General features: G+C 38.7%; 12 protein-coding genes. 4 read left to right on the top strand and 8 right to left on the bottom strand.

The features are described 5' to 3' along the window. Positions 1-8 precede the first annotated feature (8 nt). A complete protein-coding gene (gene acsA / locus TY15_RS06735) occupies positions 9-1727 on the bottom strand; it encodes an acetate--CoA ligase (RefSeq protein WP_040207614.1) in 1719 nt (572 codons plus the stop codon). Positions 1728-1934: 207 nt separating this feature from the next. Here acsA and TY15_RS06740 point away from each other — a divergent pair, with 207 nt between their 5' ends. From TY15_RS06740 to TY15_RS06750, 3 genes are read left to right on the top strand one after another with little or no spacing between them, the layout of a single operon-like run. Continuing rightward, on the top strand, positions 1935-2567 hold the full coding sequence (locus TY15_RS06740; protein ID WP_040207613.1) for a GNAT family N-acetyltransferase: 633 nt from the start codon (positions 1935-1937) through the stop codon (positions 2565-2567). 42 nt (positions 2568-2609) lie between these two features. Continuing rightward, positions 2610-3257, top strand: coding sequence for an acetoin utilization AcuB family protein (locus TY15_RS06745; RefSeq protein ID WP_040207612.1), 648 nt, complete (start codon positions 2610-2612; stop codon positions 3255-3257). Beyond that, positions 3254-4426, top strand: a complete 1173-nt coding sequence (locus TY15_RS06750) for an acetoin utilization protein AcuC (RefSeq protein ID WP_040207611.1) — start codon at positions 3254-3256, stop codon at positions 4424-4426. Before TY15_RS06745 ends, TY15_RS06750 begins: the two co-directional genes overlap by 4 nt. A 36-nt stretch (positions 4427-4462) precedes the next feature. Here the strand turns inward: TY15_RS06750 and ccpA are convergent, their stop codons facing one another. From ccpA to TY15_RS06775, 5 genes are all read right to left on the bottom strand, one after another. After that, on the bottom strand, positions 4463-5461 hold the full coding sequence (gene ccpA / locus TY15_RS06755) for a catabolite control protein A (protein WP_040207609.1): 999 nt from the start codon (positions 5459-5461) through the stop codon (positions 4463-4465). Positions 5462-5725: 264 nt separating this feature from the next. Further along, entirely contained in the window at positions 5726-6802 is a 1077-nt protein-coding gene (locus tag TY15_RS06760) for a bifunctional 3-deoxy-7-phosphoheptulonate synthase/chorismate mutase (RefSeq protein WP_040207607.1), read from the bottom strand. A gap of 316 nt (positions 6803-7118) precedes the next feature. Beyond that, complete coding sequence (gene ytxJ, locus TY15_RS06765) at positions 7119-7451, bottom strand: bacillithiol system redox-active protein YtxJ (protein ID WP_040207606.1); 333 nt, start codon at positions 7449-7451, stop codon at positions 7119-7121. A 126-nt stretch (positions 7452-7577) separates the two neighbouring features. Further along, positions 7578-8054, bottom strand: coding sequence for a YtxH domain-containing protein (locus tag TY15_RS06770; RefSeq protein ID WP_042374229.1), 477 nt, complete (start codon positions 8052-8054; stop codon positions 7578-7580). Between the two features lie 18 nt (positions 8055-8072). Then, a complete protein-coding gene (locus tag TY15_RS06775) occupies positions 8073-8534 on the bottom strand; it encodes a DUF948 domain-containing protein (protein WP_040207605.1) in 462 nt (153 codons plus the stop codon). A 214-nt stretch (positions 8535-8748) separates the two neighbouring features. On the opposite strand from TY15_RS06775, the gene TY15_RS06780 reads away from it, so the two are divergent. Beyond that, positions 8749-9864 carry an aminopeptidase gene (locus TY15_RS06780; RefSeq protein ID WP_040207603.1) on the top strand — a complete coding sequence of 372 codons (1116 nt, stop codon included), beginning with the start codon at positions 8749-8751 and terminating at the stop codon, positions 9862-9864. A gap of 97 nt (positions 9865-9961) precedes the next feature. On the opposite strand, the gene murC is transcribed toward TY15_RS06780, so the two are convergent. Further along, a complete protein-coding gene (gene murC, locus TY15_RS06785; RefSeq protein WP_040207601.1) occupies positions 9962-11260 on the bottom strand; it encodes a UDP-N-acetylmuramate--L-alanine ligase in 1299 nt (432 codons plus the stop codon). A 277-nt stretch (positions 11261-11537) separates the two neighbouring features. Further along, positions 11538-13985: a DNA translocase FtsK gene (locus tag TY15_RS06790; protein WP_040207600.1), complete on the bottom strand. Its 2448-nt coding sequence runs from the start codon at positions 13983-13985 to the stop codon at positions 11538-11540. Positions 13986-14070: the final 85 nt, after the last annotated feature.

Raw genomic sequence — 14070 nt, forward strand, 5'->3', positions numbered from 1 at the left:
TTCTAATTTTAGTCTTCCATTGTTGAAAGGTCACCGGTTGGTAAGTTAAGTTCCCAGGCCTTTAACACTCGTCTCATTATCTTACCGCTTCTTGTTTTTGGTAATTTATCGCGGAAATCAATTTCACGTGGTGCCGCATGGGCTGCTAACCCTTGTTTCACAAATTGTCTAATCTCTTCTTTCAATTCGTCAGTAGCTTCATAACCATCTCGAAGGGCTACAAAGGCCTTAATAATCTCTCCGCGGATAGGGTCTGGTTTTCCAATAACCCCTGCTTCTGCGACTGCTGGATGCTCGACAAGTTTACTTTCCACTTCAAATGGTCCAACACGCTCACCCGAAGTCATAATGACATCATCAACTCTGCCTTGGAACCAGAAATAACCATCCTCATCCATGTAGGCAGAATCCCCTGAAACATACCAACCGCCGGGCATAAAGTAGGATTCAAATTTTTCAGGATTATTCCAGATTGTATTCATCATCGACGGCCAGCCCTTTTTAATCGCCAGATTGCCCATACGGTATGGCGGCAGCTCATTCCCTTGATGATCGACAATCGCTGCTTCCACTCCTGGTATTGGTTTCCCCATCGATCCAGGCTTAATCATCATACAAGGATAGTTACTGATAAGCTGTGCACCTGTTTCCGTCATCCACCAGTTATCATGGATTCGTTTATTGAATACCTTTGCCCCCCATTTCACGACTTCTGGGTTTAAGGGTTCCCCAACACTTAGGACGTGGCGAAGACTGCTTAGATCGAATTTCTTCACAAGCTCATCTCCTGCACCCATTAACATCCGGAAGGCAGTAGGAGCACTATACCAAACGGTCACACCAAAATCTTCAATCATTTGATACCAAGATTCAGGACTAAAACGGCCACCAATAATGACGTTTGATGATCCCGTTAGCCATGGTCCAAAAATACCATAGGATGTCCCTGTCACCCAACCTGGGTCGGCTGTGCACCAGTATACATCTTCTTCTTTTAAGTCGAGAACCCATTTTGCCGTTTGATAATGCTGAATCATCGCATTATGTACATGCAATACCCCTTTAGGTTTACCTGTTGAACCAGATGTATAATGGAGAATTAGGCCATCTTTTCGATCCACCCATTCAATCTTAAGTTGTTTACTAGCTGAATCAAACTTTTTCAGAAAGTTAATATATGGCCCTTGTTCCTCGACGTTGCCACCAACTAGGAATATATGCTTCAATGCAGGTAGATCCTGAACTGGTACTCTGTCTAATAACTCTGGAGTTGTAACTAAAACCTTCGCTTCACTGTCTTGAAGGCGATCTCGTACAGCCCCTTCCATAAATGCTTCGAAAAGTGGCCCGACAATAGCACCTAGTTTAATGGCACCTAGAACCGTAAAATAAAGTTCTGGAGAGCGCGGCATAAAAATAAAGACGCGGTCCCCTTTTTCTACATCTCCATAATTTTTTAACACATTCCCTGCCTTATTAGACAATTCCTTCATTTCTTTAAATGTATATTTTTCATTTCTCGAACCATCACGATAGTATAGAGCAATTTTATTTTTTCGGAAGCCTTCCACATGGCGGTCAATTGCTTCATAGGCCATATTAACAAGCCCTGTTTCACTCCAAGAGAATGTCTTTTCAGTTTCTTTCCAGTCAAAGTGTTGGTATCTCTCCTCATAATTCCCCATATTATGATCCCCTTGGACCACTGGCAGCGCTTCCACTTTCATTATTAATCTCCCCCTCTTCGTTATTATGAGATTATTATAGTACAAATAGGGACTATTCACAATTTTAAAAATACTATTCATGAAATCTTATCCACGGATCGGAACTTTTGACTTTACAATACAGAAAATTTCGTAAAATCACTTTTAATTGATAGATATTATGTATAATAGAATTGATACACAACGATCTCTCAGGTAGGTGACCGTATGGAACATAAAAAGACATATAATGCAAAACAATTAAAGACACCCCAGGGGAGTCTAATTATTGAAGGCCCTATTTCAGCTGAGCAACTAGCTAGCTATGAATTTCATGAACACCTAGTCGCATTCCGACCACCTGAGCAGCAGCATAAGGCATTAATTGGAATAGCTGAACTCCCAGAAGGAAGAATCATTATTGCAAGAAATCAGCAGACGATTGTGGGATATGTTACCTATCTTTACCCCGATCCCCTTGAGCGATGGTCTGAAGGTAAAATGGATAATTTAATCGAGCTTGGTGCAATTGAAGTGATTCCACAATTTAGAGGATGTTCAGTCGGTAAAAGCCTCCTCATTGTTTCGATGATGGATGATGCGATGGAGGATTATATCACCATTACGACTGAATATTATTGGCATTGGGATTTAAAAGGGACAAAATTAAATGTATGGGATTATCGGAAGGTCATGGAGAAAATGATGAATGCTGGTGGGCTTGAGTGGTATGCTACAGACGACCCGGAGATTTGTTCTCACCCTGCAAACTGTTTGATGGCACGGATGGGAAAGCGAGTAGATGTTGAATCCATTCAGAAGTTTGACCGTTTACGATTTATGAATCGATTTATGTATTAACATTTATCCTGTTATTTGCTAAAGATAGAGGGTGATTTAGGAATGATTGTAGAAGAAATTATGCAAACAGATGTTGCCACACTATTACCGACCAATACGATCTCAGATGCAATAAATTTAATGGAATCAAGAAAAATCCGCCATATCCCCATTGTGGATCAGGAAGGACTTTTAGTTGGTCTAGTGACCGTTGCAAAAATACGGGAAGCCACTCCATCCATTTTTCACGCAAATGAGCATCCTGAAGATTTAAAAAAACACCTTGAAACTATTATGGAGAAAAATGTTATCACTGGACATCCACTCGATTTTGTTGAAGAAGTAGCCGGTCTTTTCTATGAACATAAGATTAGTTGTCTGCCAATCATTCATGATCGGAAACTAGTAGGAATTGTAACCGAAACAGATTTACTGCGCACAATGGTGGAATTAACTGGCGCGCATCAGCCAGGTTCACAAATTGAAATAAAGGTGCCCAACCTCGCCGGAAAGCTTAGTGATATTACAGAAGTAATAAAGAAGCGCAAAGCAAACATCCTCAGTGTTCTTGTTTATTCTGATAAAATGGATGAACATTATAAAATACTTGTCATTAGGTTACAAACCATGAACCCCACTGCACTTATTCAAGATTTAAAAGAAGCAGGACATCAAGTACTATGGCCTAATCTTCCGGGGATGTCTATATGAGTGATTTGTGCTCCTTTGTTTTTTCAGAAGAATTGTTGAAATATAAATTCGGTCATAACCATCCCTTTGACCAATTCCGACTTAAACTAACCGTAGACCTCTTATATAAACTCAACGCATTAGATTATAAGCAGGTAATTCCGCCAAAAATGGCTTCAGAAGACGAATTAGCCCTTATACACGATCGAAGTTACATAGAAGCCGTTAAAAAAGCAGGACAAGGCCAGCTTCCAAAAGAAATAGCAGAAAACTACGGCTTAGGTACAGAGGATACACCTGTCTTCCCAAATATGCACGAGGCCAGTTCTTTATTGGTAGGTGGTACATTAACTGCTGTCGATCAAGTCATGACTGGCAAGGCTCTTCACGCGCTCCACCTTGGGGGTGGATTACATCATGGTTTTCGTGGGAAAGCGTCTGGCTTTTGCATTTATAATGATAGCTCAGTCGCCATTAAATATCTGCAAGAAAAATACAATGCGCGGGTCTTATACGTTGATACAGATGCACATCATGGGGACGGCGTCCAATGGTCATTCTATGATGATCCAAATGTGTGTACTCTTTCCATTCATGAAACAGGACGTTATCTGTTCCCAGGGACAGGAAATATTAATGAGCGTGGTCAAGGTGCAGGCTATGGTTATTCTTTTAATATCCCAATCGATGCCTTTACAGAGGATGAATCATGGCTGGATGCCTACAGACAATCATTAAAAGCTGTTGCGAAGTTTTTTAAACCAGACGTCATCTTAACCCAAAATGGAGCAGACTCGCATTATTATGACCCATTAACGCATTTATCAGCCACTATGAAGATCTATCGAGAAATACCAAAACTTGCTCATGAGATTGCCCATCAATATTGTAATGGAAAGTGGATTGCAGTCGGTGGCGGTGGCTATGACATCTGGAGAGTAGTTCCAAGGGCATGGGCCCTTATTTGGCTAGAAATGACAGAAAACTCTAATTGTTACGGTAATTTACCAAATGAGTGGCTAATACAGTGGCAGAAGGAATCCCCTGTTACCCTGCCACATGAATGGGATGATCCCGATCATTTATATACCCCAATCCCAAGAAAAGCAGAGATTACTGAGAAAAATTCACTTACGCTTGAAAAGGCCCTCTATCCCATTCTGAATCAGCAAAATAGTAAAATGTGGTAAAAAAAACAGATTGGCTTGACGGCCAACCTGCTTTTTTTATTTTGTCGATTGTCGGTATTCAATTCGATGTGGCAATACAACAATATTTTCATCAGTTTTTTCTTTATTCATCAATTTAGTTAATAGTCGCATGGCAACTGCACCAATATCATATAAAGGTTGTACAATGGTTGTTAGCTGCGGACGAACCATGAGAGAAAGTCTCGTATTATCTGAAGTAATAACCTCAAAATCCTCCGGTATTTTAAAACCTTTATCCTCAGCTCCATGAACTACGCCTAATGCCATTTCATCTGCACCAACTATGATTGCAGTTGGTCGTTCCCCTCCTTCTAAAAGCTTTTCAAATGCTTCAATTCCGGAGTCATACGTATAATCACCTTCAACGATCAGCTCTTCATTATAAGGAAGACCTCCATCTTGAAGGGCTCTTTGGTAACCCTTAAGTTTCTTCTGAGCATTTTTTGGCTCATGAAGTGGACCAACAACAAAAGCAATTTTTTTATGACCTTTATCAATAAATTCCTTAACAGAATCATAAACCGCTGCTTCATAATCAATATTTACAGAAGGTATTTGGTTTGACTCTTCAATTGACCCCGCAAGGACAATTGGGACAGGGGATTTGCTGAATTCCTCTACATGATCAGCCGTGATATTACCTCCCATGAACACAAGTCCATCCACTTGTTTACCTAACATCGTATTAAGCAAATGTAATTCCTTATCCTTATTTTGGTCGGAATTACTTAAAATAATATTGTATTTATACATTGTCGCAATATCTTCAATTCCTCGTGCTAATTCAGCAAAAAAGATATTGGAAATATCCGGGATAATCACTCCAACTGTTGTCGTTTTCTTACTTGCCAATCCTCGTGCGACAGCATTTGGACGGTACCCTAATCTTTCAATAACTTCTAAAACCTTTTTCCTGGTAACCGGTTTTACATTGGGATTCCCATTGACTACGCGGGAAACAGTCGCCATTGAAACATTAGCTTCCCTTGCGACATCATAAATTGTGATATTCACGTTTAACACTCTCCTAAAACGTACGTTGTTTTCTTTATTTTACATCTGTTATGAAAAAACTAGTCATGTTTATTGTATTCCAAACCGAAACTTCCACTTTTCTGATTGTGAGATAATAAACAATCTTTGTATGTATTTAATGATACGATAAGAATATTAAAGCCGCAATTGCATTTGTCAATATTCTTTATAAAATTTCTATTTCCATTCAAAAACCTTCTGCAAGATATGCAGAAGGCATTTAAATTACCATTTTTTTGATAATTAAATACGAACAAAGTTTGATGCAAGTAAATCACTAAAGAATTTATCAAACTGATTAAGATCCATTTGCTGTTGAGCATCTGAAAGAGCAACAGCAGGATCCGGATGAACTTCAGCCATAACCCCATCAGCACCGATAGCAAGTGCAGCTTTCGCACAAGGGAGTAATAAATCTCTTCTACCTGTTGAGTGAGTAACGTCTACCATTACTGGTAAATGTGTTTCTTGTTTTAATATTGGAACCGCTGAGATATCAAGTGTATTTCGTGTTGCCCGTTCATACGTTCTAATACCGCGTTCACAGAGAATGATTTGTCCATTCCCTTGTGCCATAATGTATTCAGCTGCATTAATAAATTCTTCGATTGTAGCTGAAATCCCTCGCTTTAATAGAACAGGCTTATTGACAGCTCCAGCTGCTTTTAACAATTCGAAATTCTGCATATTTCGAGCACCGATTTGAATGACATCAATATAATCAACAGCCATTTCAATATCAGCAGGATTTACGATTTCGCTAATGACCGCCATATCGAATTCGTCTGCCACTCGTTTTAGAATTTTTAATCCTTCTACCCCAAGACCTTGGAAATCATATGGAGATGTACGTGGTTTGTAAGCCCCGCCACGAAGGAGTTTCAGGCCTTTTTCTTTCATAGCTTTTGCCACCGTCGCTACCTGCTCATATGATTCAACTGCACATGGTCCAAAGACAAAATGCTGCTTACCATCCCCAATATTCTCACCTTTAAGCGAAACAATTGTATCCTCAGGCTTCTTCTTTCTGGACACTAATAATGCTTTTTCATGATCATCCTTTTGCAAGTCCAAACCTGCTTTAAAAATTTCCTTAAAAATATGATCAATCGTGGAACTCTCAAATGGTCCGTCATTATGTTCTTTAATCACTTCAAGCATTTTTCTTTCACGAACTGGATCGTAGCGGTATACACCTTGATTTCCTTTAACTCGTCCAATCTCTTGAACAAGCTGTGCCCTTTCATTAATTAGCTTCAACAATTCCAAGTTAAGCTCATCAACACGTGTTCTCAACTGATCTAATTCATTATTGACCATTGTCGTTCCCGTCCTTCCTTTTGCCAATCATTTACTTTTCAAAGTCTACAAGTGTATTGTTTGAGATAAGTAAAAAATTCACAAGTATTAAATGCTAAGTTTTTAATTTTCAATAATTAGGCTTTATTATAGCTGAAATAAATTCGATTGTCACCTATTTTCTCTTTATTAATTAAACGCTTTTAAGCACTAAAGTATTTGTTATTTTATTAGAGTAATATATGTTTTCCATCTCACAATGTGTATTGTTCATAAAAAAAATTTTCCTTATAAAGGAAGAGGATGAACCAATTCACCCTCTTTCTCTCATAGCTAACTATAGATTTTCACTACTTGCACTTACGAGTGAACGATTTGTAATTTTCCAATGAGAGGCATTCCACATCGGTTTTCCATTATGAAAAAGGAGCGCCTGTGGAGACTCATGCTTGATTTGAAACCTTTCAGCAATCTCCGTAGACAACGGTCGTGAATCCTGAACAGCTAGATAGTAGGTAGGAATCACTTGGTTTTCACTAGAAAATTTCTCATATTCCTTGTAAGCAGCATGGCTAATTGGACATGTCAAACTATGCTTTAGAAGATAAAAGCTGTCCTCATTTTTGATTAAATGATCAAATTGTTCAATGGATTCAATTTTTTCAACCATTTTTACATTCCTCCAATTTGAAAAGCATAGCGCATCTGATGTTGCGCTAAAGCTAGACATCAATAAATAAACGGTGAAGTAATTTTAACACTTCACCGTTTTTATCACAAATAATTAAAACTACTGTTAAAACTTAACCTTGCTTTCTTCTTCGTCAAAAGCCTTTTCCGCTTCCTCTAACTTCTTTCTTATCTCCGTACTATCTAAGGATTTAATTTCAACTGTTTTTTTGGAAGGTTGATTTTCCTTCTTAGGTTGATCAATTGGAATATAGGTTATATCTGATTCTTCTACGACTTCATGTTGATTTCCGGCTTTTCTTTTAACTTTATTTAATATTTGTGAGGATTGCTGAACCAAGTCCTGTGATAGTGAGGACGTTTTAGCGATGAAACCACCGCTTTTATTTAAACTACTTTCCCGTAACTGACCCGCTTGATTACTTAATGTTATACGCAGTTCCTTACCTGATTTAGGAGCTAAAAGAAGAGCAGCCGCGGCGCCAACGACCCCACCGATTAATGCACCAAGAATAAAGGTACCGGAGGAATCCTCCGTACGAGCTTGATTCGATTCTCTTGATTCATATTCTCTACTAGACATTTTTTAACTTCTCCTTTCTTAGTGTGATCTTATCCCTTGTCTCTCTTTTGTGCTCACTTCATCTTTTATTTGCTTTCTAGCCTGCCACTTATCTTTTAATTCAAGAAGAATATTTCCCCATTGAACGATTTGTGAGATTTTTTCTTTACTTTCCTCTACTTGCAAATCTACTGAATTTGTTATTTTCTGCAGTGTTCCATTAAATTTAACAACCGTTGTCCCCACATCTTTGACAGCATCGACAACACTATTTAACCCTTCTGATTTCTGCTGAATGTCTACTGCAAGCGCATTCGTCTTTTGTAAAAGCAATGTTGTCTCGGATGTAACGCCGTCTAATTGTTTTTCTAATCCATCTAATGTTTTAGAAACGCTGGTCAATGTAACTTGAAGTGATTTGAGCGTTTTTGATAAATAAATAACTAATACTAAAAACGCGATCGCTATTAATGCTACACTTAAATATAAAATAATTTGCATCGTGCACCTCCGCCTTCATCCTATCCATATGTATTGTATTTCCTATCCAAACTATATATAAACCTTGTAAATAATCTTATACTACTTCCATAAATTTGTCTTGTTTTCCTGCCTTTAAAAGAAAATTCCCCCAGAGCGAATGTTGGAATTTCAACATTCCTGCAGGATTCGGGTACAATAAGATAGTATATAATTTTATTTTGGAGGCGTTTGTGTGAAGGATCTTCGTATCGAGAAATTGGCTGCAAATTTAATTAACTATTCAGTGCAGCTTCAAAAGGGTGAAAAAGTATTAATTGAAAACTTTGGTCTGCAAAAGGAACTTGTGACTGCACTTGTCAAAGAAGCTTATGCTGCAGGTGGATACCCCTTCGTGCTTCTTAAAGACCATCAGGTCGATCGCTCTCTTCTCTTAGGTGCACAGGAAGAACAGTATTCCATGATGGCCGAATTTGAAGCAAATGTTATGAAAAATATGGATGCATACATAGGGCTACGTTCTGGTAATAACATTAGTGAACAAGCCGATGTCCCCGATGAAAAAATGAAAATCCATGGCAAAACAATTGGGAAAAAAGTTCATCGAGACATTCGAGTTCCCCATACAAAATGGGTCGTTCTACGCTATCCTACCTCCTCCATGGCTCAATTAGCAAAAATGAGTACGGAAGCATTCGAAGACTTCTATTTTGATGTCTGTAATCTAGATTACGGAAAGATGGATAAGGCGATGGATAGTCTCAAAGATTTAATGGATCGGACAGATAAAGTCCGCCTCACTGGTCCGGGAACAGACTTAACCTTCTCTATTAAAGATATTCCGGCTATCAAGTGTGCCGGTCACTTAAATATCCCAGATGGAGAAGTTTACACGGCACCTGTTAGAGATTCGGTTAACGGGGTTATTACCTATAATACTCCATCCCCCTATCAAGGCTTTACATTTGAAAATGTTAAACTAACCTTCAAGGAAGGAAAAATTGTTGAGGCAGTCTCTAATGATACAAGCCGAATTAATAAAATCTTTGATACCGATGAAGGGGCACGTTATGTTGGGGAGTTTGCGATTGGAGTAAATCCATTTATCCTCCATCCGATGCAGGATATCTTGTTTGATGAAAAAATTGCTGGCAGCTTCCACTTCACTCCTGGCCAATGTTACGACGACGCTTTTAATGGAAACCATTCCAATATTCATTGGGATATGGTCAATATCCAGCGTCCTGAGTACGGTGGCGGGGAAATATACTTTGATGAAGTCCTAATTCGTAAAGACGGCCTTTTCGTTGTCCCTGAATTAGAAGGGTTAAACCCTGACCAATTGAAATAATACAAAAGGATGCCAGCAATCGCTGGCATCCTTTTATGTTTCACAGACTTCATAATATGAGAGGATAAAGGTCAGACCCTAGTCTCATTTGACCTGCTTATATTAATTGCTTTTCATAGGATTCTTGAAACTTTTGAATATCTCCAGCGCCCATAAAAATAATGACACTATTATCATACGCATTTAATACGGACGTATTTTCTTCTGAAAGAATTTCAGACCCTGCAATTTTATCCTGTAAATCCTTAATCGTTAGTTTCCCGTGATTCTCCCTTGCAGAACCAAAAATTTCACATAAAAAGGCTTTATCTGCTTCGCGCAGGCTTGCAGCAAAATCCTCTAAAAAAGCTTGAGTTCTAGTAAAGGTATGTGGTTGGAAGACAGCAATAATCTCTCTGTCAGGATATTTCTGTTTGGCTGCCTCAATTGTTGCTTTTATTTCAGTTGGATGATGGGCATAATCATCAATTAATATTTGAGAGCCGATGCTTTTTTCAGAGAACCGCCTTTTTACGCCCTGGAACGTTTGTAAAAGTTCCTTAACCACATCAACATTAATTTCTTCATAGTGGCATACGCCAATGACAGATAGTGCATTTAACACACTGTGATCGCCAAAAGTCGGGATAGAAAAGGTATCAAAGAATGTATTTCGAATAAATACATCGAAGCTCGTTCCACTTGTTGTTTTCACAAGGTTTTTAGCCTGATAGTCGTTTTCCTCACCAAATCCATAAAACAATACTGGAACCTTTGCTTGGATTTTTTGCAATTGCTCATCATCACCATAGGCAAATATTCCCTTCTTCACCTGTACCGCCATTTCTTGAAAGGCAGAAAAAACATCATCAATATTAGCAAAATAATCAGGATGATCAAAATCAATATTTGTCATGATGGCATAGTCAGGAAAATACGATAAGAAGTGCCTTCTGTATTCACAAGCTTCAAATACAAAATACTCAGCACCCTCCTCACCCTTGCCTGTTCCGTCGCCAATTAGAAAGGATGTTGGTTTTGCCCCAGCAATTACATGTGCAAGCAATCCTGTAGTGGATGTTTTCCCGTGCGCACCTGTAATAGCGATGCTTGTAAAGTTTTGCATAAAGTCGCCTAAAAAGCGATGGTACCGAATAATAGGAAGACCAAGCTTCATAGCTTCTTGAATTTCCTCATGAGTATCAGGAAAGGCATTTCCTGCAATAATCGTCATACCCGGCTTGATGTTTTCCTTTTGAAAAGGAAGAATTTTAATCCCAGATTGTTCTAGGGCTAGTTGAGTAAAAAAGCGCTTTTCGACATCGGAGCCTTGCACTTGAAATTTCATATCGTGTAGCACTTGTGCGAGTGCACTCATTCCAGACCCCTTTATACCTACAAAATGGTAAATAGTCATAGAAGAACCTCCAACCAACGTAATACTGTTAAACAGTATATGACATCTGACTGTATTTGCTAATAAGAAAAGCAAGAGCGCCTTGTCCGGACGCTGTTTTTGGACAGTCATAAGAAAACACGTTGTTTAATAAATATCTTAGAAAATCATTTCATAATTATATCACTGTTTGTTTATAAAAACTATTTGCGATTTGTATAATTACATTTATCTTGGTCAGTATACAACTTAGTATTTGTCCACGTCTACAAAGAATACAATAGTTCATGTCATATTGCTAGTCTTGAATGGATTGTAAATCCGCTTCGGTAATTAATACTTCCCTTGGTTTGCTTCCATTTGCACTTGAAATATAACCGTTTTGCTCTAACATATCCATCAATCTCGCTGCCCGATTATAGCCAATTTTGAAGCGGCGCTGCAGACTGGAAGTTGAGGCACCACCGTGGTCAATGATAAATTCACAAGCCTCATAAAAGAGTTCATCCTCATCTTCAATAACCTGTGCTTTTTTCAACAACTCTTCTTGTTCAAATAAATATTCAGGTTCTCTCTGTTGTCTGACATGGTCTACAACTAGATCAATTTCTTCATCAGACACAAATGTCCCTTGAAGACGAACTGGTTTCGATGAGCCATTTTCTAAAAATAGCATATCACCGCGCCCTAGTAATTTTTCGGCTCCACTTATATCGATGATGGTTCGTGAATCCACTTGTGATGAAACAGAAAAGGCTACCCTTGTTGGGATATTTGCCTTAATTAACCCTGTAATCACGTCTACGGATGGCCGTTGTGTCGCGACAATGAGATGAATACCACAAGCCCTTGCTTTTTGAGCAATACGACAGATTGCCTCTTCGACATCTGCAGGCGACATCATCATCAAATCAGCTAACTCATCAATGATGATGACAATAAACGGTAGTTTATCTGAGTAACGCTTATGCTGCATCGCTAAATCATTAAAGCGATTAATATCACGAACGCCTGCATGCGCAAACAGCTCATAGCGTCGTTCCATTTCATCCACGGCCCATTTTAATGCAGCAGTAGCCGCTTTTACATCAGTGATGACTGGGCTGACTAAATGTGGAATTCGATTATAAGGTGCCAGTTCCACCATTTTAGGATCAATCAGCAATAATTTTAAATCTTCTGGACGAGCCTTATATAACAAACTAATCAAAATGGAGTTAATACATACACTCTTTCCTGATCCTGTCGCACCTGCAATTAAGCCATGTGGCATTTTTTTCAGGTCCGTAACAATTGGTTTGCCTGCAATATCAAGACCGAGCACCGCTGTTAACGGGGACTCAGATTCTGTAAATATAGGACTCCCTATAATTTCATTGATTAGAACGGGCCTTGATTTTTGATTTGGTACCTCAATTCCAATTGTATGCTTGCCAGGGATAGGTGCTTCAATCCTTATATCTCGTGCCGCAAGACTTAACTTTATATCATCACTTAAATTCGTGATTTTATTAACTTTCACTCCTGGTTCTGGCTGCACTTCGAATCTAGTTACCGATGGGCCTTGTGTCACATTGACAACACTTGCGCCGACATTAAAGTTTTGCAGGGTCACATTTAATAGCTCTTTTTGCCCATCTATCCATTCAGTGTCGAGAATTTCTGTTACGGGAGGACTTAGCAAATTGGATTTAGGGAGGATATAGGTTCCTTCAACTTCAACTTCAACTTCTTCCACAATGGGGTTCTGTTCTAAAGCGACATTCACTTTCATGATTTCTTCCTGTTTATTCTCGGCCTGTAAACCTAATTGCTGTCCAAACTCACTTTTCCGCTTTTTTTCTTCCCACTTTTGTTTATCCTGCTTTAACATCATCACATTGAAAGGTAAGCGTGACCGTGTTGGTACAGGTTGCTCCGTTTCCTGAACTGGGACAGATTCTATTTCTCGGTCTGGTTCTAAGCTTGATTCAGACATCAGTGTTTCTTCTTGCTCTTGTTCCTCTATCTCTTCTACTTCCAACTCAAATTGAATTTCAGATTCATTCTCTCCCACTATTTCTAAGGAGAGTGGTTCCACTTGAATTTCTTCTACCGCCATCGATGTGGCGGTTTCCAAAATGGTTTCCAACGCTTGAGTGGCTAGGCTCACTTCTAGATCAATATCCTCTGACCCAATTACGGTGGTATTACCTTCAGCATTCAACACCAAGTTTTCATTATCAGTTGGAACTTCGGCTGTTGAACGTGTTAGCGTTTTTTCAATGGAAATAGATTCATTTAACTTCTGATCTAATTCCTCCGATAAGAAATGACTTAATTCATGTTCCACGATTGTATCAGACCTTCTTGGTCTGTTAAAACCATAAACAGGTGAAGGAATTTCAGTTGGTTGAAACGGTCCACGTGGTCGTGAGGATGTTTCCGCTTTGATCTTAGGTACTTCTTTTTTTACTTCAGGTTTTGCTTGTCTTGTTGATATTGTCCGTTTTTCTAGAAGTTTCTCAGATCTTTTAGGTCGTCCTAATTCTTCCTGAATTGACTTTTGAATGCTCTTTTGGGGACGAGACGAAGGATTACTACCCTTTGGATATTGATAAGAAATTCTCGCATCTAAATCCTTTAAGCTTTCATATTGATTTAGAGGCGCGAGTTTATCCTGCTGTTGACTTTGAAAGGGGTAGTCATTAACATCTCCTTCCTCTTCTTTTTTTAACTTTTGAAAAAAGTTTTGGATCCAGCTCAAAACTATCACTCTTTCTTCTTCATCTATCATTCTATTTTATCAGTAATTAATATTTTATCGACATAATTCTTTAGAATGAGTCGAA

This window comes from Neobacillus jeddahensis (assembly GCF_000612625.1).
Classification (GTDB): Bacteria; Bacillota; Bacilli; order Bacillales; family Cytobacillaceae; genus Neobacillus; species Neobacillus jeddahensis.